The sequence below is a fragment of the Microbacterium sp. MMO-56 genome, from assembly GCF_037146215.1.
In the GTDB taxonomy this organism is placed as follows: Bacteria; Actinomycetota; Actinomycetes; order Actinomycetales; family Microbacteriaceae; genus Microbacterium.
Map to the genome: position 1 here is coordinate 12910 of NZ_JBBCVW010000011.1, position 24326 is coordinate 37235.

The 24326-nt window shown below is 73.6% G+C and carries 19 protein-coding genes and 1 pseudogene; 7 read left to right on the forward strand and 13 right to left on the reverse strand.

The genetic code is table 11. From position 1 onward, the window contains the following. Positions 1-4: 4 nt before the first annotated feature. The gene (locus WFI00_RS10860; RefSeq protein WP_336632404.1) at positions 5-1783 is read right to left on the reverse strand and encodes a lipase family protein; all 1779 of its coding nucleotides are present in this window, start codon (positions 1781-1783) and stop codon (positions 5-7) included. Positions 1784-1873: 90 nt separating this feature from the next. Between WFI00_RS10860 and WFI00_RS10865 the strand changes: the two genes are divergently transcribed. The 4 genes from WFI00_RS10865 (at position 1874) to WFI00_RS10880 (ending at position 6349) form a co-directional block, all read left to right on the forward strand. Then, positions 1874-3037, forward strand: coding sequence for a polysaccharide deacetylase family protein (locus WFI00_RS10865; RefSeq protein WP_336632403.1), 1164 nt, complete (start codon positions 1874-1876; stop codon positions 3035-3037). Between the two features lie 102 nt (positions 3038-3139). Then, positions 3140-4273 (forward strand): glycosyltransferase family 2 protein, encoded by a 1134-nt coding sequence (locus WFI00_RS10870; protein ID WP_336632402.1) that lies wholly within the window; start codon positions 3140-3142, stop codon positions 4271-4273. Further along, on the forward strand, positions 4270-4536 hold the full coding sequence (locus WFI00_RS10875; RefSeq protein WP_336642362.1) for a glutaredoxin family protein: 267 nt from the start codon (positions 4270-4272) through the stop codon (positions 4534-4536). The genes WFI00_RS10870 and WFI00_RS10875 overlap by 4 nt, the downstream gene beginning before the upstream one ends. Positions 4537-4621: 85 nt before the next feature. Continuing rightward, positions 4622-6349 (forward strand): aldehyde dehydrogenase family protein, encoded by a 1728-nt coding sequence (locus WFI00_RS10880; protein WP_336632400.1) that lies wholly within the window; start codon positions 4622-4624, stop codon positions 6347-6349. A gap of 143 nt (positions 6350-6492) precedes the next feature. Here the strand turns inward: WFI00_RS10880 and WFI00_RS10885 are convergent, their stop codons facing one another. The 3 genes from WFI00_RS10885 to ypfJ all read right to left on the reverse strand — a co-directional run bounded on the left by WFI00_RS10885 (position 6493) and on the right by ypfJ (position 10406). Then, positions 6493-8076 carry a DEAD/DEAH box helicase gene (locus WFI00_RS10885; protein ID WP_336632399.1) on the reverse strand — a complete coding sequence of 528 codons (1584 nt, stop codon included), beginning with the start codon at positions 8074-8076 and terminating at the stop codon, positions 6493-6495. 486 nt (positions 8077-8562) lie between these two features. Beyond that, positions 8563-9546, reverse strand: coding sequence for a prolyl aminopeptidase (pip, locus tag WFI00_RS10890; protein WP_336632416.1), 984 nt, complete (start codon positions 9544-9546; stop codon positions 8563-8565). 2 nt (positions 9547-9548) lie between these two features. After that, positions 9549-10406 carry a KPN_02809 family neutral zinc metallopeptidase gene (gene ypfJ, locus WFI00_RS10895; protein ID WP_336632398.1) on the reverse strand — a complete coding sequence of 286 codons (858 nt, stop codon included), beginning with the start codon at positions 10404-10406 and terminating at the stop codon, positions 9549-9551. Positions 10407-10452: 46 nt separating this feature from the next. Between ypfJ and WFI00_RS10900 the strand changes: the two genes are divergently transcribed. From WFI00_RS10900 to WFI00_RS10910, 3 genes are all read left to right on the forward strand, one after another. Continuing rightward, positions 10453-11484, forward strand: coding sequence for a malate dehydrogenase (locus WFI00_RS10900; RefSeq protein ID WP_336632397.1), 1032 nt, complete (start codon positions 10453-10455; stop codon positions 11482-11484). A 21-nt stretch (positions 11485-11505) separates the two neighbouring features. Next, positions 11506-13290: a cation:proton antiporter gene (locus WFI00_RS10905; protein WP_336632396.1), complete on the forward strand. Its 1785-nt coding sequence runs from the start codon at positions 11506-11508 to the stop codon at positions 13288-13290. A gap of 89 nt (positions 13291-13379) precedes the next feature. Beyond that, complete coding sequence (locus WFI00_RS10910; protein ID WP_336632395.1) at positions 13380-13808, forward strand: dehydrogenase; 429 nt, start codon at positions 13380-13382, stop codon at positions 13806-13808. 40 nt (positions 13809-13848) lie between these two features. Here the strand turns inward: WFI00_RS10910 and WFI00_RS10915 are convergent, their stop codons facing one another. The 9 genes and pseudogenes from WFI00_RS10915 to WFI00_RS10955 all read right to left on the reverse strand — a co-directional run bounded on the left by WFI00_RS10915 (position 13849) and on the right by WFI00_RS10955 (position 24280). Continuing rightward, positions 13849-14547 carry a hypothetical protein gene (locus WFI00_RS10915; RefSeq protein WP_336642363.1) on the reverse strand — a complete coding sequence of 233 codons (699 nt, stop codon included), beginning with the start codon at positions 14545-14547 and terminating at the stop codon, positions 13849-13851. After that, a complete protein-coding gene (locus tag WFI00_RS10920) occupies positions 14544-16223 on the reverse strand; it encodes a serine/threonine-protein kinase (RefSeq protein ID WP_336632393.1) in 1680 nt (559 codons plus the stop codon). Before WFI00_RS10920 ends, WFI00_RS10915 begins: the two co-directional genes overlap by 4 nt. Further along, complete coding sequence (locus WFI00_RS10925) at positions 16220-17611, reverse strand: FHA domain-containing protein (RefSeq protein WP_336632392.1); 1392 nt, start codon at positions 17609-17611, stop codon at positions 16220-16222. Before WFI00_RS10925 ends, WFI00_RS10920 begins: the two co-directional genes overlap by 4 nt. Before the next feature lie 16 nt (positions 17612-17627). Continuing rightward, complete coding sequence (locus tag WFI00_RS10930) at positions 17628-18443, reverse strand: PP2C family protein-serine/threonine phosphatase (protein WP_336632391.1); 816 nt, start codon at positions 18441-18443, stop codon at positions 17628-17630. Further along, positions 18440-19549, reverse strand: a complete 1110-nt coding sequence (locus WFI00_RS10935) for an RDD family protein (protein WP_336632390.1) — start codon at positions 19547-19549, stop codon at positions 18440-18442. The genes WFI00_RS10930 and WFI00_RS10935 overlap by 4 nt, the downstream gene beginning before the upstream one ends. After that, positions 19546-21927, reverse strand: a complete 2382-nt coding sequence (locus WFI00_RS10940) for a transglutaminase-like domain-containing protein (RefSeq protein WP_336632389.1) — start codon at positions 21925-21927, stop codon at positions 19546-19548. The genes WFI00_RS10935 and WFI00_RS10940 overlap by 4 nt, the downstream gene beginning before the upstream one ends. Beyond that, a pseudogene (locus tag WFI00_RS10945) lies at positions 21927-22484 on the reverse strand (DUF58 domain-containing protein); the annotation flags it as partial. The gene WFI00_RS10940 and the pseudogene WFI00_RS10945, both read right to left, overlap by 1 nt. 12 nt (positions 22485-22496) lie before the next feature. Further along, entirely contained in the window at positions 22497-23309 is an 813-nt protein-coding gene (locus WFI00_RS10950; protein WP_336632388.1) for a hypothetical protein, read from the reverse strand. Beyond that, entirely contained in the window at positions 23309-24280 is a 972-nt protein-coding gene (locus WFI00_RS10955) for an AAA family ATPase (protein WP_336632387.1), read from the reverse strand. Before WFI00_RS10955 ends, WFI00_RS10950 begins: the two co-directional genes overlap by 1 nt. Between the last annotated feature and the right edge of the window lie 46 nt (positions 24281-24326).

The following is a 24326-nucleotide window of genomic DNA, read 5'->3' on the forward strand; positions in this document are numbered from 1 at the left end:
AGCCTCAGCAGGTGGTCGGCGGCGCCGGCTTCCCCGCGAAGCGATCGGCGGTCCATCGCACGAGTTCGGGCAGGAAGTCCGACCCCGCCGTGACGATGCCCATGTGCGTGTAGCCGGGGTACTCCCGTGCGGTGACCTCGACGCCCGCGGCACAGAGCCGGTCCGAGTACTCGCGCTGCAGCGCGGGCGAGATGACCTCGTCCGATCCGCCCCACGCGATCGTCAACGGCATGCTCCAGGGTCCGGTGGTCTCGTTCTGCTCGAGTCGCTCGCCGAGCACGCCTCCCGTCAGGTCGCCGAGGTAGAGCCGGTCGCCCGCCCCGATGCCCACGGCGCTGAGGACGCTGACCAGGAGGCCGGGCTGCGACGTGCAGCGCGCGGACATCTCTCGGACGATCGCGCGGCCGGCCGGCGCGACCTGAGCCGAGAAGTCGACGTCGTCGTACGCCTGGCTGTACGGGATGAGCACCCACGCGACGGCGAGCGAGGTCAGCGGACTCGCCGCACCGGGCGCGGTGATGAGCCGCGCCATCCCGAGCGGGTCGGCGGCGGGCGAGATGGCGGCGACACCGGCGATCCGTACCTCGGGCGCGTACTCCCGGGCAAGGGCCCCCGTCCACAGCGCCGCGTGACCGCCCTGCGAATGCCCCCACACGACGGTGTCGTCCGCCAGGCGCACCCCGTCGAGCTGCCGCGCGGCGCGCAGCGAGTCGAGGGTCGAGCGGGCCTCGCCCTCGCCGATGAGATACGGGAAGTCGCCCTCCGCCCCCTGCCCGGAGTAGTCGGTCGCGACGATCACCCATCCGGCCGCAATGGCCTCCGCGACCGCGGGGATGCCCTGGATCTCGAACATGTCCGGCATGAGGCTCGGCGCGCAGTCGCGCCCGATTCCGGTGGTGCCGTGGTCCCAGAGGATCACCGGGGCAGGATCTGCGGGCAGAGCGTCGGGGACGACGACGATCGCGCTCGCCACCGCCGGACTCCCGTGCAGGTCGGTGGTCGTGTACAGGATGCGCTCGACATGCGCCCCGGCGGGCGGCGTGCCCGGCCACGCGTCGACACGCAGCAGGGCTCCGGGCGTATCCGGCACCTCGGCAGGGGTGTCGTAGAACGCGTCGATGACGGGCAGCCCCGCACGCAGCTCCAGACTCGCCCACCAGGCGACCGTCGGCACGGCGACGATCAGCGCGGCGGCGACCCAACGCCCGACGGCGAGGAGCCACCCGGGCGACGCGACCGGACGCGGTCGGCGCCGCCGGAGCGGAGCGGACGCGCGCCACACGAGAGCGACGCCGAACACGACGGTGCGGGCTCCGAACACGAGCGCGACGGTGACCGACGTGAGATCCGGCCAGACGAGGACGAGCACGCCGACGGCGATCTGCGCCACGATCCACGCCCCGGCGAGGACGCGCACGCTCACCGTCCCGCGCCGCAGTCGCGGCAGGTCCGCGATCCCGCCCACGACGAGCAGGATCGCCAGCACCACGGGGAGCAGGGCGATGCTGATGCCCATCCAGACGATGACGGCTGCGCCGACACCGATCCAGAGGACGCCCGCACCGACGCGCACCCACAGGGGCCGGCCCGCACGCCCGAACTCGCCGACGCCGGAGAGGATGCAGCTCACACCGGCGTAGAGCGCGAGCAACGACAGCGAGGCCAGCGGTCTCGCGATGATGAGGATGCCGAGGACGACGAGGGTGGTGCCGACGATCGCGAGCAGCCACGGCGGCGCGGAGGCCAGCAGACCGGGAAGCGCCCTGAGGCGGCGCAGACGCACGGGGCGATCCTTCACACGCTCACCATACGCACACCGGAGCTCGCCCTAAGATGTTTCCGGCGCGAGCGCGCCCTTCTCAGGGGGTAGGACATGGGCAGCACCCGCACACACCGCACGCCGATCACGCGTGTCTGGGCGATCGGCCTCCTGCTCGGTGCCGCCGTCACCGGTCTGTCGGGCTGTGCGGGGCCGGCGGATCCGCAGACGCCCGACGCGGCGGAGATCTCGGCCGCGTCGCCGACGCCCACCGCGACGCCGCAGTCCGCGGCGGAGAAGCTGCTCGCCGACAACGCCGCGACGCCGGGCGCGTGCGCCGTCTCGTTCGTCCTCGACGGCACGACGCTCGACCCGCAGCTGCAGGTGCAGGACCGGCTCTACGACCACCTGCCGATCCCCCGTCAGGACGGGCGCGCGTTCGCCGGCTGGTACGGCGACCCCGCGGCCGCCGCGGCGGCCACCGCCGACCCGACGACCGGCGCGGGCAACCCGGCGGTGCGCATCAACGGTTCCGACCTCGTCTCGTGCACCGACCATCAGACCACCCTGTACGGCGCGTGGACCACGCCCGCCGCCGCGGCGGCGGCGAAGGCGCGCGTGCCGATCCTCATGTACCACCAGTTCACCGACAAGCCCGGGGGCGAGGACGGGTGGCTGCGCGGCAACTACACGTACATCGAGGACTACCGCGCCCACATGCAGTACATCAAGGACCAGGCCTTCTACCTGCCGACGTGGGACGAGCTGAGCGCGTTCATCGACGGCGCCCTGTACCTGCCCGACCACTCGGTCATCGTCACCGACGACGACGCCGACCCCACGTGGCTCACGATGGCGTCGCCCATCAACGAGCAGCTGGAGGTCATGGCGACATCCTTCGACATCACGGTCGACGGCGCCGCCCCGCAGAACCGCTTCATCCTGCCGCGATCCCACACCAACGCCATGCACACCGCGGGCGCCAACGGCAAGGGCCAGATGGTGAACCTCTCGGCCGCCGAGATCGCCGCCGACATGACCGCCTCGGCCGACGCCCTGCGCGGCATCGGGGTGACCGCGGGGGCGACCGAGATCATGGCCTACCCGTACGGGCACACGAACGACACCGCCAAAGAAGGGCTGCGCGAGGCCGGCTTCGAGATGGCGCGCACGATCGAGCAGGGCTACGTCGAGATCGGCTCCGAGAAGCTCGCCCTGCCCTGCATCCGCATCAACTACGGCATGGGCGTCGCCGATCTGAAGGACCAGATCGGCTGATCGGCGACCTCATGCGTCACTGACAGACGTCACACAGGTGGCGCCGGTGTCGCGCCGATATGCTGAGGCGTCACATTCCGCCGGAGATACGCGAGCAGCCCCATGGACCTCTCCATCATCGTCCCCACCTTCAACGAGGGGGGGAACGTCTCCGAACTGGTGCGCCGCATCGGTTCCGCCCTCGATGGTGAGGACTTCGAGATCGTTTTCGTCGACGATTCCACCGACGACACCCCGGACGTCATCCGCGGTGTGGCCGAGGGATCCCGCTTCCCGGTGCGGCTGATCCACCGCGACGCCCCCGAGGGCGGCCTCAGCGGCGCCGTGCTCGAGGGCTTCCGCTCGGCGGACGCGCGCTGGTGCCTCGTCATGGACGGCGACCTGCAGCATCCACCCGAGGACATCCCGCGGATGCTCGACCGTGCGCGCCGCGGCGACGTCGACATCGTCGTGGCCTCGCGCTACGTCGCCGGCGGCACGGCCGGCGGGCTCGCCGGCGCGACGCGCACGGCGGTCTCGCGCGCCTCCACGGTGCTGACCAAGGCGATGTTCCCGCGCAAGCTGCACGGGTGCACCGACCCGATGACCGGCTTCTTCCTCGTCGACCGCGACTCGATCGACATCGCGTCGCTGCGTCCGCGGGGGTTCAAGATCCTGCTCGAGATCCTCGCGCGCCGCCAGATGCGCATCGGCGAGGTGCCGTTCGCGTTCGCGACGCGCTTCGCGGGCGAGTCGAAGGCGAGCTTCACGCAGGGCATGCGATTCCTGACGCAGCTGGCGATGCTCCGCTTCGGCCGGATGTCCGCGTTCGCCCTCGTCGGCGGTGTCGGCGCGATCGCGAACCTCGTCATCATGTGGGGCCTGATCCGCCTGGGCATGGACTACCTGCCGGCCGCGATCATCGCCAGCGAGGTGACGATCATCGGCAACTTCCTGCTGCTGGAGTACCTGGTGTTCTCCGACATGCGCGCCGACTCCGGCCGGATGCGCACGCGATTCATCAAGTCGTTCGTCTTCAACAACGCCGAGGCGATCGTGCGGATCCCGGTGCTCGCGCTGCTCGTGCAGAGCGTCCACATCCCGAGCGTCCTGGCCGCGGCCATCACGCTCGCGGCGGCGTTCGTCGTGCGCTTCGTGTACCACGCGCTCTGGGTCTACGCGCCCAAGCGCCTCGCGGCGGCATCGACGCGCGAGCCGGCCGTCGTCACCGCTGCCGGACGTACGCTGGAATCATGACCTCCGCGACCTCCGACTCCGCGATCACGATGTTCGGCGCCGATTGGTGCCGCGACTGCATCCGCACGAAGCGCCAGCTCGACGAGCTCGGCGTCGAGTACACCTACGTCGACCTGGTCGCCGACCCGGCGGCCGCCGACGTGGCCCGCGACATCTCCGGACGCACGAACATCCCGGTCGTCGTGTACCCCGATGCGACGCATCACGTCGAGCCGTCGAACGCCGACGTGGAGGCGAAGCTCCGCGAGCTCGCGCTGATCTGACGGATCGCCGGCACCTCGTCCTCCGCGCGGTCGTAGGCTGGGCTCGTCCCGACGACGGACCGCCGTCGCTTCGAAGGAGAACGCCGTGACCGCCGCCCCGCTCGACGAGACCGCGCAGTCGTCGCTGGATGCCGCGGTCTCCGACCTCGAGACGGGCAGCCGCGCGTGGCGTGCGCTGACGCTCGGACAGCGCGCCGCCCTCCTGCGACGCCTGCACACGACGACCTCCGCCGTGGCCGAGGAGTGGGCCGACGTGGCCTCGACCGCCAAAGGGCTCGCGCCCGGGCATCCGCTGCGCGGAGAGGAATGGCTCTCCGGACCGTATGCCGCGATCGTCGCGATCGATGCCTACGCCGACACCCTCGGCGCTCTCGCCGCCGGGCGCTCCCCGCTCGAGGGCCTGCGGACGGGGACGGCGCCGGGCGGGAGGACCGTCGTGCACACCTCGCCGCTCACCGCGACCGACGCACTGCTCCTCTCCGGATACACGACCGAGGTGTGGCTCCCGCCCGGCGTGGACGCGGCGACAGCCCGGCGACGCGCGGGACTCGCCCAGCTGCATCCCACCGAGGCGGGCGGAGTCGGGCTCGTCCTCGGCGCGGGCAACATCTCCGCCATCCCGGTCCTCGACGTGCTGTACGAGCTGCTCGCGTTCGGGCGGGTGTCGATCCTGAAGGTCAACCCGACGCAGGACGTCCTGGTGCCCGTGTTCGAGCGCGCGCTCGCCCCGCTGATCGAACCGGGGTTCCTGCGGGTCGTGCGCGGGGGCGGCGAGGTCGGGGCATTCCTCACGCAGCATCCCGGGATCTCGCACGTGCACATCACGGGGTCCGAGGCGACGTTCCGCGCGATCGTGTGGGGCACGGGAGCCGAGGCGGACGAGCGCCTGTCCGAGCACCGTCCGCTGCTGCACACGCCCATTTCGGCCGAGCTCGGCGGGGTGTCGCCGATCATCGTGGTGCCCGGCCGGTGGTCTCGGGCGGATCTGCGCTTCCAGGCCGAACACGTCGTGACGATGCGGCTGCACAACAGCGGTCACAACTGCATCGCGGGGCAGGTGGTGATCCTCAGCCGCGACTGGCCGCAGCGCGCCGAGTTCCTCGCGGAGCTGCGCGGCGCGTACGAGCGGGCGCCCGCGCGTCCGGTGTGGTATCCGCACAGCGACGCCAAGCTCGATGCGGCGCGGGCGGCCTATCCGGATGCCTCGTGGTGCGGCGACGGCACGCGGGCGATCATCGAGTCGACACCGGACGAGTCATCCGCGCTGGAGACGACCGAGTACTTCTCCCCCGTGCTGGGCGTGGTGGACCTGCCCGGTGCCGGGCGGGAGTTCCTGGATGCCGCCGTGGCGCACGCGAACGAGCGGCTCACCGGCACCCTGGGGGCGAACGTCCTGGTCGATCCGGCCACCCAGCACGAGCTCGGGGTCGGATTCGAGGAGTCGCTCGCCGCGCTGCGGTACGGCACGATCGCCGTGAACGCCTGGACGGCCTTCGGGTTCCTCACGCCGACGGCGACGTGGGGAGCGTTCCCCGGCGGCACCCTGGAACATGCCCCGAGCGGCATGGGCGTGGTCCACAACGCCCTCCTGATCGATCCCGTCGAGCGCACCGTCGTGCGGGGGCCCTTCCGGCCGTTCCCCCGCTCCGTACGGACCCTTCTGAGCGGTCGCGGTCTCTCGGTGCTGCCGAAGCCGCCCTGGTTCGTGACGTCGCGCACCGGCGCCGCCGTCAGCGAGGGGTTCACGCGCTTCCGCATGGACGGCGACATCGCCCGCATGGCCCTCACACTGGCCGCCGCCTTCCGCGCCTGAGGCCCCCGGTGCTCACCCCCGGTCCTCACTCCCGGTCCTCACTCCCGGTCCTCACTCCCGGTCCTCGCGAGACCGCGCATATGTCACGCATACGGCGGCCGAAGCGCGCATATGCCGGTCTCGCGAGGGAGGGTGAATGCGGGTCAGCGTCCGCCGCGGCGCTGGCCGCCGCCGTTCGGGCGGACGACCGAGCCGACCATGAGCTTGCCGCCGGTGCCGCCCGCGCCGCCGCCGTGCGAGGCGCGGCGACCCGTCGTGCGTGCACCGCCGGAGGCCGCGGGGCGCTGCTCGCGCGCGGCGTTCTGCTCCCGCGCGGGGCGACCCTGCGTGCGCTCGGCGGCAGGACGACCCGAACGGTCCGTGCGGGGCTGCCCGCCCTGTCCGCCACGGCCGCCGGTCGACTCCTGACCGCCACGACCGCCGCGACCGCCGGACGCCTGAGCGCCGCCCTCGCGCGCGGCGCGCTTGCGCTGCGCGTTCGCGCCCTGGCTGCGCCCGCCGCCGCCCTGCCCGCGACGCGGCTGCTCGGCCTTCGGCTCGGGCTTCACATAGGGGGCGACCTGGCCGACGAGCTCGGTGACCTCCGGCGAGGTCGCCGACACGCGGATCGGAGTGGCGGTGATCGCGGCCTTGCGGAGCAGGTCCTTGACGTCCTTCTCCTGACCCGGGAGGACGAGCGTCACGACCGAGCCCTCGGCGCCGGCGCGCGCCGTGCGTCCGGAGCGGTGCAGGTACGCCTTGTGCTCCATGGGCGGGTCGACGTGGATGACGAGCTCGACGTCGTCGACGTGCACGCCTCGGGCGGCGACGTCGGTCGCGACGAGCACCTTCGCCGCACCCGACGAGAACGCGGCGAGGTTCCGGTCGCGCGCCGGCTGCGAGAGGTTGCCGTGCAGGTCGACGGCGGGGATGCCCTGCGCCGTCAGCTGCTGGGCGAGCTTCTTGGCGTGGTGCTTGGTGCGCATGAAGAGGATGCGGCGGCTCGTGCCGGAGGCGAGCGTGCGGACGAGCTCCTTCTTGGCGTCCGCGCCCTCGACGTGGAACACGTGGTGCGTCATGGCCGCGACCGGGGAGTGCGCCTCGTCGACCGAGTGGAGCACCTCGTTCTGCAGGAAGCGGTTCACGAGCTTGTCCACGCCGTTGTCGAGGGTGGCGCTGAAGAGCATCCGCTGGCCGCCGGTCGGCGTCGCCGAGAGGATGCGCGTCACCGACGGCAGGAAGCCGAGGTCGGCCATGTGGTCCGCCTCGTCGATGACGGTGATCTCGACGGCGTCGAGCTTCACGAAGCCCTGCTTCATGAGGTCTTCGAGGCGGCCCGGGCAGGCCACGACGATGTCGACGCCGGCCTTGAGGGCCGCGACCTGGCGGTTCTGGTTCACGCCGCCGAAGATCGTGGTCGTCTTCAGGCCGTACGCGGCCGCGAGGGGCTCGAGGGTCGCGTTAATCTGCGTCGCGAGCTCGCGCGTGGGGGCGAGCACGAGGCCGAGGATGCGCCCGGCGCGGCGAGAGCCGCCCGCCAGCGTACCACCGAGGCGCGCCGCCATCGGGATGGAGAAGGCGAGGGTCTTGCCCGAGCCGGTCTTGCCGCGGCCGAGCACGTCGCGCCCGGCGAGCGTGTCGGGCAGGGTGTCGACCTGGATGGGGAACGCCTCGGTCTTGCCGTCCCTCGCGAGGACGTCGAGGAGCGGGGCGGGCACGCCGAGCGTGCGGAACGAAGTATCGGTCATGAGGGGTTTTCTGGGCGCGGATGCCCGGATCGGTGGCCTCTGCGCGGATGCGCACAGGGTCGCCGTACGAAGAATGTCAGCCGATCATCCGGTCGGGGCCGGGCGGCGAGGGAAGCGTTCTACGACGCGAGAAGCACCGGAGTCGGTGCCGCAAGTCCCTCCAGCCTACCAGGGCGCCGCCGCCTCGGCCCCTCCCGCCGCCTCGCGCCCCCTCCCGCCTCGCGCCGCCCGCCTCGCGCCTCGCACCTCGCACCTCGCACCTCGCACCTCGCACCTCGCCGAGTGTCCACGACATGCGGCGCGGGGAGAGGGGGCGCCCGCGTGTTCTGGACACTCGGCAGAGTGGGCGAGGCGCCGGGGGTGAGGCGGACGGGGGCGACGCGGCCTGGGCGACGGAGGGGGCGAGGCGGACGGGGCGACGGACGGGCGGGGGCGAGGCGCCGGGGGGCGAGGCGAGGCGCGGGGGGCGTCGGACGGAGGCGGGGGCTAGGAGCCGGAGGCGAAGCGGTCGGTCGCGGCGCGCAGCGCGCGGGCGATCCCGGGCTCGGCGGCGGAGTGGGAGGCATCCGGCACCATGACGAGCTCGGCCTCGGGCCAGGCGCGGTGCAGGTCCCACGCGGTCATGGCGGGTGTGCAGACGTCGTAGCGGCCCTGCACGATGACGGCGGGGATGCCGCGGATCGCGCCGACGCCGTCGATGAGCTGCCCCTCGCGGAGCCATCCGCCGTGCATGAAGTAGTGGTTCTCGATGCGGGCGAACGCGACGGCGGCCTCCGGCTCGGCCATCGACGCCACCAGGTCGGGATCGGGCAGGAGCGTGAGCGTGGACGACTCCCACGTCGTCCACGCGACCGCGGCGGGCACGTGCACGGCGGGATCGGGGTCGGTGAGGCGCCGGTGGTACGCCTCGATCATCCGCGAACGCTCCAGCACGGGGATCGGTGCGAGGTAGGCCTCCCACAGGTCGGGGAAGATCGCCGCCGCACCGCCTTCGTAGAACCACTCCAGTTCGTGCCGGCGCAGGGTGAAGATGCCGCGCAGCACGAGTTCGGTCACGGCGTCCGGGTGGCTCTGCGCGTAGGCGAGGGCGAGGGTCGACCCCCACGAGCCCCCGAACACCTGCCAGCGCTCGATCCCGAGGTTCCGCCGCAGCAGCTCGAGATCGGCGACGAGGTGCCACGTCGTGTTGTGTCGCAAGTCGGCGTCCGGCGCACTCACGTGCGGCGTCGAGCGCCCGCAGCCGCGCTGGTCGAGCAGCACGATCCGGTACCTTGCCGGATCGAAGTACCGACGGTGCCACGGCGCCGTGCCCGACCCCGGTCCGCCGTGCAGGAAGACCACCGGCTTGCCCTCGGGGTTCCCCGACTGCTCCCAGTAGACGCGCTGCCCGTCGCCGGCGAGGAGGAACCCGGTCTCATACGGCTCGATCGGCGGATACAGGATGTCGTCGAGGTGCGCCGGTCCGTGCATGCTCACAGGTCGCTCCCCGCCCCGAAGGTGTCGCACGCACCGACGCCGCCGCGCAGCCCGGCGAGCAGCCACCGCTCGCGCTGCGCACTCGATCCGTGCGTCCAGCTCTCGGGGCTCACCCGGCCCGACTGAGCCTGGATGTGGTCGTCGCCGACCGTCGCCGCGGCCGCCAGCGCGTCGCGCAGTTCGTCCTCGGTCGGCCGCTGGAGGAAGGGCACGCCCTGGGCGTCCGTCTGGTCGGCGGCCCCGGCGATCCACGCCCCCGCGAAGCAGTCCGCCTGCAGCTCGGTGCGCACGCCGTTGCTCTGCGGACCCGTCCCGTTCTGCGGGTACTGGTCGAAGATGCCCGTGATCTGCTGGATGTGGTGGCCGTACTCGTGCGCGAGGACGTAGAGCTGCGCGAGCGGACCGGTGTGCGCGCCGAACTGACGATCCAGCAGCGCGAAGAAGGTGGGGTCGATGTAGACCGTCTCCTCGGGAGGACAGTAGAACGGACCGGCCGCGTTGGATGCCGTGCCGCACGCTGTGGGGGTCGACTGGTCCACGATGATCAGCTGAGGCTGACGGTAGCCGTCGACGTGCTTCGCCCAGAACTGGTTGACGCTGAGGGATCCGGCCGCGAGGCGGCACTCGATGCTCGCGTTGGCGTCCGCGCCGGTCTCGCACTGCCCGATGTCGGACTCCTGCGCGGGGCCCGATCCCCCGGTGAGCAGGCTGGAGAAGTCGCCGCCCGTGAAGATCTGCAGCAGCAGGACGGCGATCGCGCCGAGACCGCCGATGCCTCCGGCGATCATCCCGCCACCGGGGCCGCGCCGCTTCGCGCCGCTCCCGCTCACATCGGCGTTGCTGTTGAACGTCATGCGGTTCACCGTACCGCCTGCCGCGGCGCGCCCGTAGGCTCGGACCATGGATGCCTCGATCGACGCCACGACCTCCGCCGCGCCCGTCACCGTCACCGTCACCGGCGCGGGGGGCCAGATCGGCTACGCGCTCCTGTTCCGCATCGCATCCGGCGCGATGCTCGGCGACCGCCCGGTGCGCCTGCGGCTGCTCGAGATCCCGCAGGGGCTGAAGGCGGCGGAGGGTGCCGCACTCGAGCTGCAGGACTGCGCGTTCCCCCTGCTGGCGGGCGTCGAGATCACCGACGACGCCCGCACCGGCTTCGATGGCGCGAACGTCGCGATGCTCGTGGGTGCCCGCCCGCGGACGGCCGGCATGGAGCGCGCCGACCTGCAGGCCGCCAACGCGGGGATCTTCGGCCCGCAGGGCGCGGCGCTGAACGCCGTCGCCGCCGACGACGTGCGCGTCGTCGTGGTGGGCAATCCCGCCAACACGAACGCGCTGATCGCGGCGGCATCCGCCCCCGACATCCCCGGCGAGCGCTTCACGGCGCTGACGCGACTCGACCACGACCGGGCGACGGCGCAGCTCGCGCTCGCGACGGGGTCGCCGGTCGGTGACGTCTCCGGCGTGGCGATCTGGGGCAACCATTCCGCGACGCAGTTCCCGGACGTCGACCACGCCCGCGTGGACGGCCGGCCGGCGCGCGATGTGCTCGCCGAGCGCTTCGGCGGGGAGGCGGCGGCGCTCGCCTGGCTCGACGAGACCTTCGTCCCGCGGGTCGCGAAGCGCGGGGCCGAGATCATCGCGGTGCGCGGCTCGTCGTCGGCGGCCTCGGCGGCCAACGCCGCGATCGCGCACGTCCGCGACGGCGTGCTCGGCACGGGGGCGGCGACCACGTCGGCGGCCGTGCTGTCGCACGGCGAGTACGGGGTCCCCGCGGGGCTCTACTCCTCCTTCCCCGTCTCGAGCGACGGCACCGGGTACCGCATCGTCGAGGGCGTCGATCTCGACGAGCGCGCGCGGTCGCGCGTGGACGCCTCCGTGGCCGAGCTCGTCGCCGAGCGCGACTCCGTCCGCAGCCTCGGCCTCCTCTGACGCCGCCGGGACCGCACTGCGATGGACCTGCTCCTCGTCATCCTCGTCGGCGTCGTCGGCGTCGCGGTGGTCACCGCGCTCGCGCAGCGCCTCGGCGTGGCCGGGCCGCTCCTGCTCGTGGCGCTCGGGCTCGGGATCGGTCTGCTGCCGTTCGTGAACGTGCCCGAGATCGATCCCGACCTCATCCTCGTCGGCGTGCTGCCGCCGCTGCTGTACGCCGCCGCCGTGCGCCTCCCGGCGATCGAGTTCCGGCGCGACCTCGGCCCGATCTCCGGCCTTGCGGTCGTCCTCGTGGTGATCTCCGCGCTCGTCCTCGGATGGTTCTTCTCCCTCGTCCTGCCCGACGTCGGCTTCGCCCTCGGCGTGGCGCTCGGCGCCATCCTCAGCCCGACCGACGCCGTCGCGACCGGGATCGCGAAGCGGCTCGGCATCTCGCCGCGGGTCACGACGATGCTCGAGGGCGAGAGCCTGCTCAACGACGCGACCGCACTCGTCATCCTGCGCACGGCGCTCCTCGCGGTCGTCGCCGGCTCCTTCTCGTTCGGCGCCTCCGTGCTGAGCTTCGTGTGGGCGGTGTTCGTCGCCATCGCGATCGGTGCGATCGTCGGCAGCCTCGCGATCCGGCTGCGCGCCTGGGTGGGCAACTCGGCCGCCAGCACCGCGATCGGGTTCACCGTCCCGTTCCTCGCGTATCTCCCGGCGGAGCACCTGAACAGCTCCGGCCTCGTGGCGGCGGTGATCGCGGGCCTCGTCGCCGGCCAGGGCGCGCAACGCTGGTTCACGCCGGAGCAGCGGCTCTCCGACGAGGTGAACTGGCGCACCGTCGAGCTGGTGCTCGAAGGCAGCATCTTCCTGATCATGGGGCTCGAACTCGACCAGACCGTCACCGCCGTGACCCGCCGCCACGAGGGGATCGTCCTGCCGATCGTCGTCGCCCTCGCGGCCCTCGCGATCATCCTCGTCGTGCGGGCCGCCTACGTCGCGACCCTGCTCTGGGTGGGCCGCGCGCGCGTCGGGCGGATCGACCGCGAGCGCTTCGAGCGGATGGATGCCCGGCTCGACGCGATCGCCGAGCACGGACTCCGCGCGACGGAGGCACCGGAATCCCCCGAGGCCCGCGGGCGTTCGGGGGCGCCGGAAGGCCGGTTCGGCCGACGCGCGCCGTCGCCGGAGCAGTCGGAGAAGCGGCTGGAGTCCATGCGGGAGCGGATAGGCCGTGTGCTGGCCGACATCGACTACTACCAGTCGTCCCCCCTCGGCTGGAAGCACGGCGTCGTGATCGTCTGGGCCGGGATGCGCGGCGTGGTGACGCTCGCGGCCGCGCAGACGATCCCCCGCAGCGTGGATGACCGTCCGGTGCTCATCCTCATCGCCTTCATCGTGGCCCTCGTCAGCCTCATGCTGCAGGGCTTCACCCTCCCCTGGGTCGCGCGCCGGCTGAACCTGCGCACCGAGGCGACCGCGACGGACGATCGGGGCGAGCAGCGCCGTCTCGACGACGAGCTGCGCGAGGCCGCCGCCACGGCGCTCTCGGATCCCGAGCTGCACCGTCGGGACGGCTCGCCGTTCGATGCGCAACTGCTCGAGAAGATGGGGCTGCGCTACGCCGAACCACCCGGAGACACCTCCACCTCGTTCGCCCGCGACCTGCTCGAACTGCGGCTGGCCCTCATCGAGGCGATGCGCCGACGGCTGATCGCCCTGACGTCGGGCGGGACGTTCTCGACGCCGACGCTCCGTCACGCCCTGGCGGAGCTCGATGCCGACCAGTTGAGCGTCGAGCTCCGGCTGCGCGAGCACGGCTGAGCGTCCCCGGCGGCGCACGGGCCCGACGGCGCCCGTCGCACACGGGTGGCGGCGCACCTGGGACAATGGAGCGCACACGAAGGAGCGACATGACCGACGAGACGGATGCCACCGAGCGGGCCCCGGCGGACTACGCCGAGTCCGTCGCTCTGCCCGCGATCACCGAAGCCGTCCCCGTCATCGTGTCGGGCACCGATTGGTGGGCGGCACGGCCGGCCGGCTCCCGCCTCGTCGGCCTCGTGGTGGCGCGCGACGACCTGCCGTCGGTGATCGCACAGCGCGACGCCCTCGCCGACTTCGGGGTGCCGATCGAGGGCTTCCGCCATCCCGCGCCGGAGACCGGGGAGAGCTGGTCGGAGCGCCTCACGCGCCTGTTCGGACGTCTGTCCGCGGGCGACGTCGTCGTGGTCGCCGACAAGCACGCCCTCGGCCGCACGGTCGACGAGGAGACGCACGCGATCGCCGAGCTGCGCCGCCGCGGCATCATCGTCAAGGTCCTGAGCCCGACCCGCAGCTGACGTCTCCCTCCCCCGCCCCCGGCCGCCGGACCGGCGGGGGTCAGGGGGTGACGGGGGCGTCGAGCAGGGGCAGGTCCTCGCGGGTGACCAGCCGGGAGGCGACGGCATACTCGACGAGGCGCGTGCGGCGGTTCGTGGCCGACCCGGCGACACCGCCGCGCAGTCCGGGGACGCCCTGGCGATCGAGCTTGTCGCACACGTTGTCGAGCTTGCGGTTGAACCTCGTGATGCTCCAGCCGAGCCTCTCCGCGGCGGCGGCCGAGCTCGGCAGCTCGCTCATGCCGGTGCCCTCGCGCCGCAGCACGGGCTCGGCGAGCGCGACGACGAGCGCCTTCTGGCTGGGGGTCATCGGGACCGCGCCGATCGTCGACTCGCCGTCCTCGGGGATCTCCGGTCGCGTCTCGCGGAACGCGGGCTCGGGGGTGTGGATCGACAGCTCGTACGTGGTCGGCCCGGCGCCGAACACCACGGTCGTGACGCCGAACACGATCGGCAGCCGCGCCCCGGGCGCCAGCTGCGCCTGGACGCGTCGATCGGTGTCGGTGATCGTCGCCGTCATCCGCGCGCCGATGTTGACGAGCCACCACAGTCCTCCCGACCTCTCGATCTGCAGGAAGTGCCGGTGCAGGAACCTGTTGTCGTCCAGAGCGAGGTCCCCCTCCCGCCCGATCGTGAACGGGGCACCGGGCGGGACGACGGTGTACTCGCCGGCGAACTCGACCGTCACATCGCCGCTCACGGGGTGCACGCCCGTCGCTCGTCGCCCTCGGAGCCGTCGGCGCGCAGGAGCGTGACGGCGATGCAGGTGGGCGCACCGTCGACGGCCGGGAGCGTCACCGTGGGTGCGTCGACGCGCGCCGCCTGGCCGTCGCCGGCGAGCGTGTAGGGATACCAGAGGTAGGCGTCGCCGTCCTTCGGCGCCGGATTCGTCCACGTGAACACGGCATCGGACCCCTGCAGCGTGCCCGTGAGCGCCTCGACGGGCGGGATGACGTCGGCGAGCGGATTCTGCGGGCGCACGGAGGCCGACGGCGAGGCCTCCGGCGCGGTGGGCGCGCCGCCGAGCACGCTCGCCCCCCACGCGACGGTGGCGAGGACGACCACCGCGGCCGCTCCCGCCCCCACGCCGAGCCACACCCGCCGGCGCGAGCGGCGGGCGGCATCCGGCCGCGCGGCCGCCGGCCCGGCGCCGGCCGCCTCCGGCACCTCCCCCGGCGCGGAGGCGGAGTCCGGCCGCAGCAGTGGCGGCACGGAGAGCGGCGCCCGGCGCACGGTCGAGGACGTGTCGTCCGCGATCCCCGCGCCCGACGAGGGCGCGATCGACACCGGCCCCCGGCGTGCCGTGCGGTCGTCGTCCGGGCCCTCGGCGGCGTGGAGCGCGCTCGCGGAGTCGGGCGGTGCGGGCGAGTCGGACGGTGCGGACGCCGCGCGGTCGCGGCGCCGCGTCGGCCCGGCCGCGGGGTTCGTCTGCGGCTCGATGCTGACGATGCCGCGCACCCGGGTCAGCTCGCCGTCGGCGTCCGGATCGTCCTCCGGTGCCGGCGCGTCGTCGAGGATGTCGATCGGCGTCACGGAGTGCGCGAGCTCGATCTGCACGCGCTGGAGCGCGCGGGCGAAGTCGAGCGCCGACGGATACCGCGCCTCGGGGCGCTTGGCCATGGCGCGGTCGAGGGCCAGCTGCAGCGACGGCGGCGCATCCGGTCGGTCCAGACGCGGCACCGGGAGGGTCTCGATCCGCTGGATGAGGTCGGCACCTCCGTTGCGCCCCCCGGGCTCTTCGAACGGCGAGCGGCCGGCGAGCAGCGTGTAGACGGTCGCGCCGAGCGCGTAGACGTCGGTCGCGACGCCCGATCCGGGCTGATCGCCGAACGCCTCGGGCGGCGACCACGGGATCGACATGCCGGCCGCGGCATCCTCCGCGTCCGCGCGGGTGGCGATGCCGAAGTCCGTGAGGGCCGGGCGGTTGTACTCCGTGACGAGGATGTTGGCGGGCTTGATGTCGCGGTGGAAGACCCGGGCGCGGTGTGCGGTCTCGACGGCCGCTCCCACCTGCACGCCGACCCGCAGCGCCTCGGCGACCGAGAACGCACCGGCGCGCGAGCGCACCTGGAGGTTGGGGCGCGGGCAGTACTCCATCACGAGGTACGGCCGGCCGTCGTCCGAGACGCCCGCCTGATAGATCGTGACGATCGCCGGATGGGTCGACAGGAGCGCCATGACGTTGGCCTCCGCGGCGAACTGCTCCGCGGTGTCCCCCGCCATCCTCCCGTCGAGGAGGACCTTCACCGCCACGCGGCGGCGCGGCAGGTGCTGTTCGTAAAGGAAGACGTCGGCGAAGCCGCCCGAGCCGAGGACGTCGACGTACGTGAAGCCCGCCAGGGCGGGCGGCGGGGCGGGTGGTCGCTTGGCGCTCACGGGAGGTCCTCGAAGGCGACCGTGACCCCGTCGCCGAGATCGAGCACGTCGCCGGTGACGACCATCGTGGGCTCGCTCGGGTGCAGCCGCACGGGATCCTGCCCCCCGCGCAGGAGCACCGTCCCGTTGGTGGTGTCGAGGTCGGTCACCAGCACGTGCTCCCCCTCGGCGCGGATCTCGATGTGGCTGCGGGAGATGTCCTGCTCGGGGCTGTCGACCGCCACCAGCGTCGGGAGCTCCGCACCGGACGTGCGCGTCGAGCGGGGACGGCGGCCGATCACGACCGGCCGGTCCAGCTCGACGACCCTGCCCGTCGACAGCACGATCCGGCCGCGGGCAGGACGGCGCGGCGGCACGTTGTCGGTCGACTCCCACCCCTCCCGCTCCGCGCGCAGAGCCCGAGCCTCGGCGACCGAGATGGTCGCACCGTCGTGGTCACCCTCGGGCTGCGCCGGCGCGAGGCGCGGCGGCGACACGATCGTCTCCGTCGGCGACGCCTCGGGGGGATCGACGATCCGGGTCTCCTCGGCGGCGTCCGGGGCCGCACCGTGGTCGACGGACGGCGGCCTCGCGATGGTCTCCGCCCACGCCGGCTCGTCGGTCGCGGTGCTCGGGTCGACGGTCGCGGCCGCCTCGTCCGGCTCCTCCCCCCCACCAGTGGCGTCCCCCGTCGGGGGGACGGACGGGACGGGCGGCATCGGCGGCAGGGGTGGCATCGGCGGGATGGGCGGGAGGGGATCGAGGACGCTCGGGAGCGACGCGGCGGGCTCGGTCGCGGCGGGTTCCGGCGCGACGGGCACGGGCGCGGCGACGAGCACATGCGCGGCGGCGGGCACGGGCGCGGCGGGCTCCGGCGCGTGCTCGGCCTCCGGCTCGACGGGCGCCCCCGGTGCGGCCGAGGACGGACCGGCCGGGACGTCGCCGCGCAGCGAGACGTGCACGGACGCGGCGGGGGCGACGCCCGCGCGCAGGGGCAGCGCACTCTCGCCGGGAGTGGCGCCCGGGTGCTGCCCGGGCGCGCCGAGCGGAACGATCGTCAGCTCGTCGACGTCGGTGAGCAGCCGCTCCGCCCAGGTCGCGACGCCCTCACCCGAGACGGTGGACGACCCGGCGACGATGCGGATCGCGCCGCGGACGGCGACGCGGACGCCGCCGGCCTCGGCGATCGCGAGCGCGAACGGCGGGATCTCCGTCAGCGACGTGCCGAACGCCCCCGTCAGCGCGTCCAGGACGGCGGCGATCCCGCCGTCGCCGAGCCGGCGCCAGACCGCGTCGGCGGTGGCCGCGGAGACGGCGGGGGCCAGCAGGACGACGGCGCCCCCGTCCGCCGCGACCCACCAGGGGTCGGCGTCCGCGAGGCGGTAGCTCACGTGCATTCCAGTCGTCATGAGGACCTCTCCCAGCTCAGTTCGCACCGCGGGGCCGGGTGTCGCCGTCCGCATCGGAGCGGCGGCCGCCGGCGGGGGCGGTGTCGTACAGGTCTTCGGCACCGATCACGGCGAGCGCGTCCACCACGATGGCCGTGATGTTGTCGCGACCGCCGTGCAGCAACGCCTCGTGGACGAGGCGCGTCGCCGCCGCCTGCGGATCGCGCTCGTCCCGGAGGATGTCGCACAGCCGTCGGGCGTCGAGCTCGCCCGAGAGGCCGTCGGAGCAGACCAGGATGCGGTCGCCGGGTTCGGCGGGGACCATCCAGTAGTCGGCCTGACCGTCGCTTCCCGCGCCGATCGCCCGCGTGATCTCGTTGCGGCGACTGTCGACGCTGGCATCCGCCCCCGACAGCACGCCGGCGTCGATGAGCTCCTGCACGACCGAGTGGTCGACGCTCACCTGCTCGAGGAGGCCGTTCGCGAACCGGTAGGTGCGCGAGTCGCCCACGTTCACCGCCAGCCAGTAGCCCGCTCCCCCGACGTCGGCGACGACGACGCCGGTGAGGGTGGTGCCGGCGGCGCGCCCCCCGCTCGCGATCGCGGCCACGCGCCGACGGGCACGCTGCAGGGCGGCGCGCACGTCGTCCAGTGCGAGACTGGCCCTGCCCGTGAGCGGCCCGAACTCCGCGATCACGGCGGCGCTCGCGCGGTCGCCCGCGTCGTGGCCGCCCATGCCGTCGGCGACGAGGAACAGCGGAGCGGCGCAGAGATAGGCGTCCTCGTTGACGCGACGGCGCAGTCCGGTGTGGCTCGCGGCCCCCGCGCGCACGACGATGGGAGCGTCGGTCATGGCGCCACCTGGATCGTCACGCGACGGTCGCCGAACTCGAGCACGTCCCCCCGCTGCACGCGCGTGCGGGCGCCGGGCTCGGCCGCGACGGCCTCGCCGCCCCGCCGGATGAGCACGCCGTTGGTCGAATGGCGGTCGATGACCCACAGCGCGCGACCGTCCTCGTCCGGGATCAGCTCGAAGTGCGTCTTGGAGAGCGAAAGGGTCTCGTCGCGCACGGGCGAGACCGTCGCCCCGGTCTCGGCGGCGGGGTTCCGCCCGAACACGGTGCGTCCGAACACCGCCTGGCGCGTGCCGTCGTCCCAGACCAGGCGCGCGCGGGGACGTTCGCCGGTCGACAGCCGGGTCTGATCGATCGGGTCGTCGACGATCGCGGCGACGACGGGGGGCCGTGGCGACGGCGCGTCGACGACCGGGATGCCGGGTGTCACGTCACCCGCGGGCGGCGCCGCCCCTCCGGCGGGGGCGGACCGGGTGATCCCCGGGACGACGGAGATCACGCCCTCGGCGGGAGCTGTGGTCGCCACCGTCGGCGTCGAGTCCGTCGCGGGGAACGGGACGACGGGTGCGCCCGTCGCGGGGAACGGGACGGGCGCGTCCTCCGGCGCGGCCTCGGACGCGTCGTCGTCCACGAGGGGCCCGCGCCCCGCGGCATCCGTCATCACCGTGCCGCTCGCGCGGTCGTGCCAGCCGCGGTGCCACGGCGAGGCGTCGAACAGGGGGGAGAACGGGCCGACCACGATGAGGCCGCCGAGACCCCACACGACGTTGCGCGCGAGCACCGCGCCGAAGCCGAGACGGCCGCCGTCCGCGCGCGCCAGCCGCAGCCCGAGGATCCGCATCCCGACGGAGCCGGCGCCACTCTGCATCAGCGTGTAGACCAGGAGCCAGGCGAGGAGGACGACCAGCGCCGCGGCGCCCGCCACCGGGAGCGGGACGCGTCCGGCGCTGACCACCGCGATTCCCCCGAAGACGCCCGACGCGATCAGGAGGACGACCGCCGCGACGGCCGCGTCGATGAGGTACGCGGCCACGCGGCGGCCGAGCCGGGCCGGGCGGCGGGGTGACACCGCTCCCCCGACGGCTCCGACGGCGGACGTGTTCACGCGCCCGTCCCCGTCGCGCGGCGGAGGACGGCCCGGATGCGACCGGTGAGCGAGGACCGTCCGCCGTCGCCCTCGGTCGTCGTCGTCCGGCCCCGGCGCAGGGAACGAAGGCTCAGCCGCGCCCGCAGGCGTTGCCACCGGGTCGTCGATCCCCTCATGCCCCCGACGATATCGTCCACCTCGCGCCAGAACGCGTCGACGTCCTCGGGGCCGGGCTCTCCCGGGCCGTACACGTCGAGGTCGGCGCGGGCGGCGAGGTCGGCGACCCGCGGCTCGGCGAAGGTCGCCCCCACGACGGCGGCGCTCTCCGAGCGGGTCGCCCCCGTCACGACCGGTGCGCGCAGGTCGACGGCCGAATCCACGAGCTCGTCCCACCCGCCCGAGATGCGGTCCGCGGTCCGCGCCGCTCCCCGGCGACGGGCCCGACGGGTGCCCTTGATGATCCCCATCACGACGAAGGGTGCGGCCAGCAGCGCGAGGATCCCCACGCCGACGCCGCCGTACAGCAGCACCGGACCGAGCCAGTCGATCCCCGGGGGCTCCTCGTCCTCCTGCTCACGATCCTCCGCGATGGCGGGGGGCAGATCGGCCGGCTCCTGCGCGGGAGGCGGCGGCTGGAGCACCTGCGGCTTGGGGTTGGCCTGCGGCTTCGTCGTCTGGTCGTTGGGCTTGTTGTCCTCGTCCGGCGTCGGATCGAAGGGGACCCAGCCGTGCCCTGCGAAGGCGATCTCCACCCACGCGTGCAGGTTGTCACCGGTCGCCGTGAACGTCGTCTCGCCCGGCGGATCGTCGTCGTTCGGATGCCATCCCATGACGACGCGCGCGGGCATCCCGATCTGCGTCGCCATGAGCGCCATCGCCACGGCGTACTGCTCGTCGTCGCCGATCATCTGGTCGCCGCCGAACAGCGAGGTGATGCGATTCGCGCCGTGCCCGGAGAGCGAGATCACCTCGTCGGCGAGGCCGTGGCTGAAGAATCCGTCGGTGTGCAGCCTGCTCTCCAACGCCCGGGCGCGCTCGATGGGCGTCTCCGCATCGGCCGTGGCCGCCGAGGCGAGGTCGGCGACCTTCTGCGGGATGCCGGTCTGCTTGGGCATCTTCAGCGCCGCGAAAGGCACGTCGGCCAGCGCGGCGTCGCTCGGCACCTCCGCGACGACGGTGTCGATCGTGTACGCGTCGCCGGGTGCCAGTCCCGCCGGCACGACCGCGGTGCCGGTCGCGTCGTTGAACTGCGCCGACCGCGCCAGCTCCGCCGCCCGCGCCCCGTCGAAGCGGATGTCTCGCGGCGCCCCCACGTCGGGCAGCCAGACGCCGGTGAGGTCGCGGATCTCGAACCGCACGGTCGCGGCCGATCCCTTCGCCTGGGGCGACATGTTCGACCGGACCGGCGTGAACGCGCTCGACGAGCCCGCGCCGTCGTCGGCCACGTTGTAGACGACGCCGTTGTACGCGTCCATCGTCGCGAGCCGGACGCGCGCATACTCCGGAAGGCCGGACACGGTGAACAGCGTCGTGTCGGCGTCGTCGCGGACGTACCCGCGGAAGGACTGGAGCGGGCTCGGGTAGCGCGTGATGTCGAACGGCGGGATCACGAAGTCGCGCAGGATGTAGCGCGGCACGGGCGGCGAGGCGAACGCGGCTGTGGCGACGCCCGCTCCGGCGGCGAGGGCGAGGACCGCGCCCGCCCCCACCAGCCGTCGCAGGCGGGAGCTGCGCACGGACGCCGCGTCGGACGACCCGGCCGACTCGACCCGCACCGCGGCCCGGTCGCCGTCCCACGCCTGGCGCAGCGAGAGCCAGACGGCGGACACCGCAGCGAAGAGGACGCCCTCCACGAGCGGAGCGGCGGGCTGCGCGACGCCCAGCAGGATGCTCGCCACGAGCACAGCCAGCGCCGGAAGGACGGCCCACGCGGGGCGACGCGCCCGCAGGGCGAGGGACGAGGTCAGCACCGCCCCGACGAGGGTCAGGATGAACGGCACGAGGAGGTGGCCGTCGCTCGCGGCGACCGGCGGCACCGTCGTCAGCAGCTGCTTCCACGAGGTGACGACACCCACCGCCAGCTCGCGAAGGGTCTCGAGGGTCGGGATCACCCCGAGCAGCGCGGTGTGCGGCAGTGCGAGAGCGCCGCCGAAGAGCACGTAGGCCCCCGCCGTCGCCCCGGCGAGCGGCAGGATCCCCCAGCGCAGGCGCGCGCCCACCCAGCCGAGCGCGAGACCCAGCACCACGCCGCCGAAGCCCGCGACGAGGTACGCCGGTCCGTCGAAGGTCGTGGCGAAGCCGATGACGGCGACGGAGAGCAGCAGCGCGGCCGCGCCGAGATCGAGCCCGACGATGCGCGCGGGCGTGCCGTCGGGGAGCGCGAGGACGTCTCTCATCAGGCGAGCACCTTCCGCACGGCGCGCGGCAGCTGGTCCAGTTCACCGAGGGTGATCACGTCGGCGTCGGCGATGCGCCGCAGGGCCGGCGCGGTGGCACGCGCATCCGCGATCACGACGAGGGCACGCACGCCGACGGGCAACCGCGAGCACGCGAGCCGGAGATCCGAAGCGTCCGCCTTCGACCCCGACACCAGGACGACGACCGCCGCCTGCGGGGCGTGCGCGGCGATGCCGCCGGACAGGGCGACGATGCCGCCCTGCCGCGGGCGGGAGTGCTCGAGCATCGAGAGCTCGTCGAGGAAGCGTCGCGGGCTGAGGGAGCGGACCGGACCGTTCTGGGTGCGGACGTCGAGGACGCGCGAATCGCGCAGCGCGCGCAGTCCGACCGATCCGGCGACCGAGATGGCCAGCTCGAACTCCTCCGGCACCCGGTACTCGTCCGGGTGGGTGGACAGCCCCACGACGAAGTGGGAGCGGCGGGTCTCCTCGTACTGGCGCACCATGACCGCCCCCGCGCGCGCGGTGGAGCGCCAGTGGACGTGGCGCAGATCGTCGCCGGGCTGATACTAGCGCAGCGCGTGGAAGGAGACGTCGTCGCGGGCGAGGTGCTGAGAGGGCAGACCCTCCAGGTCGCGCAGGTGGCCGAGTGAGAGGCCCTCGAGCGACGTGGTGCGCGGATGCACGTACAGGTCGACGGCCCGGCGACGGTCGTTCGTGCGCTCGAAGAGCCCGATCGGATCACCGCGGCGCACGCTCACCGGACCGACCTCGAGCACGCCGCGCGCTGTCGTGGGGATGGCGAAGACCTCGTCGTGCGTGGCACCGGGGGCGAGGCGCGGCACCTGGAACACCCCGCGGCCGTGACCGACGGGAAGGATCACCTCGGAGGGGAGGATCGTCCGGGCGGTGCGGTTGGCCAGCGCGAGCCCGCCCACCGCACGCTCGCCGACCACGACGCGGGTGCGCGTCAGGTCGAGCTCGATGTCGTACGCGGTGCGGCCGAACAGGAAGAGGATGCTGAGCGCCGCGACGGCGGTGACGACCACGGCCGCGACCATCATCTCCTTCCATCCGAAGGCGAGCGCGAGCCACCACAGCACCGCGGCGCCGCCGAGGACGACCCAGCCGAGCGGCCGGACGACGTCGACGACCTGCCGGGAGATCCGCCCCGCCGCCCGGGCGGCGGCGTCCCCCCGTTCGCGCCACAGCTCGGCGCGGGTCGCGGCCCGGGGAGAGACGAGGCCGGTCTCGACGGCCTCCGGCGCATCCACCGGGTCGGACGGCACCGGCGGCGGCGTCTGCGGCGACCCCGCGGCGGGCACGCCGCCGGCCCGACGCGCGCGGCGCGACGGGGGGAGGGTCTCCGGTGTCGTCGTCATCAGCCCGCGGCGCGCGCCAGCGGCGCCTCCACCCCGGCGAGAGCGGCCTGGACGACGGCCTCGGCGGTGGTCCCGGAGAACTCGGCCTCGGGATCGAGCACCAGTCGGTGCGCCCACACCGGCACCGCGAGCGTCTTCACGTCGTCGGGGATCACGTAGTGACGTCCCTGCGCGGCGGCGTACACCTTGGCCACGCGGATCATCGAGATCGCGCCGCGCACGGACACGCCCAGCCGCGTCGACTCCGAGGCGCGCGTCGCCTCGACCAGCTGGGCGGTGTAGCGGGCGACGGCGCCGTCGACGTGGACGGAGGCGGCCAGATCGGCCATGTCGGCGACGGCGTTCGTCGTGATGACGGGCGAGAGCCCCGAGGACGGGTTGCGGTCCACCGCGCCGACGAGGATGCGTTCGGTCACCGCGAGCGTCGGGTAGCCGATCGAGATCTTCAGCATGAAGCGGTCGAGCTGCGCCTCGGGCAGCTTGTAGGTGCCCGACTGCTCGATCGGGTTCTGCGTCGCGATCACGAGGAACGGGCGCCCGACCTCGTGCGGGGTGCCGTCGATCGTGACGCGCGACTCCTCCATGACCTCCAGGAGGGCCGACTGCGTCTTCGGGGAGGCGCGGTTGATCTCGTCGGCGAGCACGATCGAGGCGAAGACCGGTCCGCGGTGGAACTCGAAGCGGTGGTTCTGCTGGTCGTAGATCGTGACGCCCGTGACGTCGGAGGGCAGGAGGTCGGGCGTGAACTGGATGCGCGTCGACGTGCCCTGCACCGAGGCGGCGAGCGCCTTGGCGAGGCTCGTCTTGCCCGTGCCGGGCGCGTCCTCGAGGAGCACGTGCCCCTCGGCCAGCATCGCGGACAGGACGAGTCCGACGACCTCGCGCTTGCCGAGGAGGGCGAGGTCGACGTTGTCGACGAGGCGGGTGAAGGTGTCGCGGAACCACACCGCCTGTTCCGGGGTCATGCTCATGCGTTCGTTCCTTGCTGTGGGGGACATGCGGAAGGGGTGTTCGGCG

What these genes read in the sequence shown, in the direction of transcription:
- WFI00_RS10865 (WP_336632403.1), top strand. Translation starts at nt 1,874, where the DNA reads ATGGGCAGCACCCGCACACACCGCACGCCGATCACGCGTGTCTGGGCG.
- WFI00_RS10870 (WP_336632402.1), top strand. Translation starts at nt 3,140, where the DNA reads ATGGACCTCTCCATCATCGTCCCCACCTTCAACGAGGGGGGGAACGTC.
- WFI00_RS10875 (WP_336642362.1), top strand. Translation starts at nt 4,270, where the DNA reads ATGACCTCCGCGACCTCCGACTCCGCGATCACGATGTTCGGCGCCGAT.
- WFI00_RS10885 (WP_336632399.1), bottom strand. Translation starts at nt 8,076, where the DNA reads ATGACCGATACTTCGTTCCGCACGCTCGGCGTGCCCGCCCCGCTCCTC.
- pip (WP_336632416.1), bottom strand. Translation starts at nt 9,546, where the DNA reads ATGCACGGACCGGCGCACCTCGACGACATCCTGTATCCGCCGATCGAG.
- ypfJ (WP_336632398.1), bottom strand. Translation starts at nt 10,406, where the DNA reads ATGACGTTCAACAGCAACGCCGATGTGAGCGGGAGCGGCGCGAAGCGG.
- WFI00_RS10900 (WP_336632397.1), top strand. Translation starts at nt 10,453, where the DNA reads ATGGATGCCTCGATCGACGCCACGACCTCCGCCGCGCCCGTCACCGTC.
- WFI00_RS10905 (WP_336632396.1), top strand. Translation starts at nt 11,506, where the DNA reads ATGGACCTGCTCCTCGTCATCCTCGTCGGCGTCGTCGGCGTCGCGGTG.
- WFI00_RS10910 (WP_336632395.1), top strand. Translation starts at nt 13,380, where the DNA reads ATGACCGACGAGACGGATGCCACCGAGCGGGCCCCGGCGGACTACGCC.
- WFI00_RS10925 (WP_336632392.1), bottom strand. Translation starts at nt 17,611, where the DNA reads ATGACGACTGGAATGCACGTGAGCTACCGCCTCGCGGACGCCGACCCC.
- WFI00_RS10930 (WP_336632391.1), bottom strand. Translation starts at nt 18,443, where the DNA reads ATGACCGACGCTCCCATCGTCGTGCGCGCGGGGGCCGCGAGCCACACC.
- WFI00_RS10940 (WP_336632389.1), bottom strand. Translation starts at nt 21,927, where the DNA reads ATGAGAGACGTCCTCGCGCTCCCCGACGGCACGCCCGCGCGCATCGTC.
- WFI00_RS10950 (WP_336632388.1), bottom strand. Translation starts at nt 23,309, where the DNA reads ATGACGACGACACCGGAGACCCTCCCCCCGTCGCGCCGCGCGCGTCGG.
- WFI00_RS10955 (WP_336632387.1), bottom strand. Translation starts at nt 24,280, where the DNA reads ATGAGCATGACCCCGGAACAGGCGGTGTGGTTCCGCGACACCTTCACC.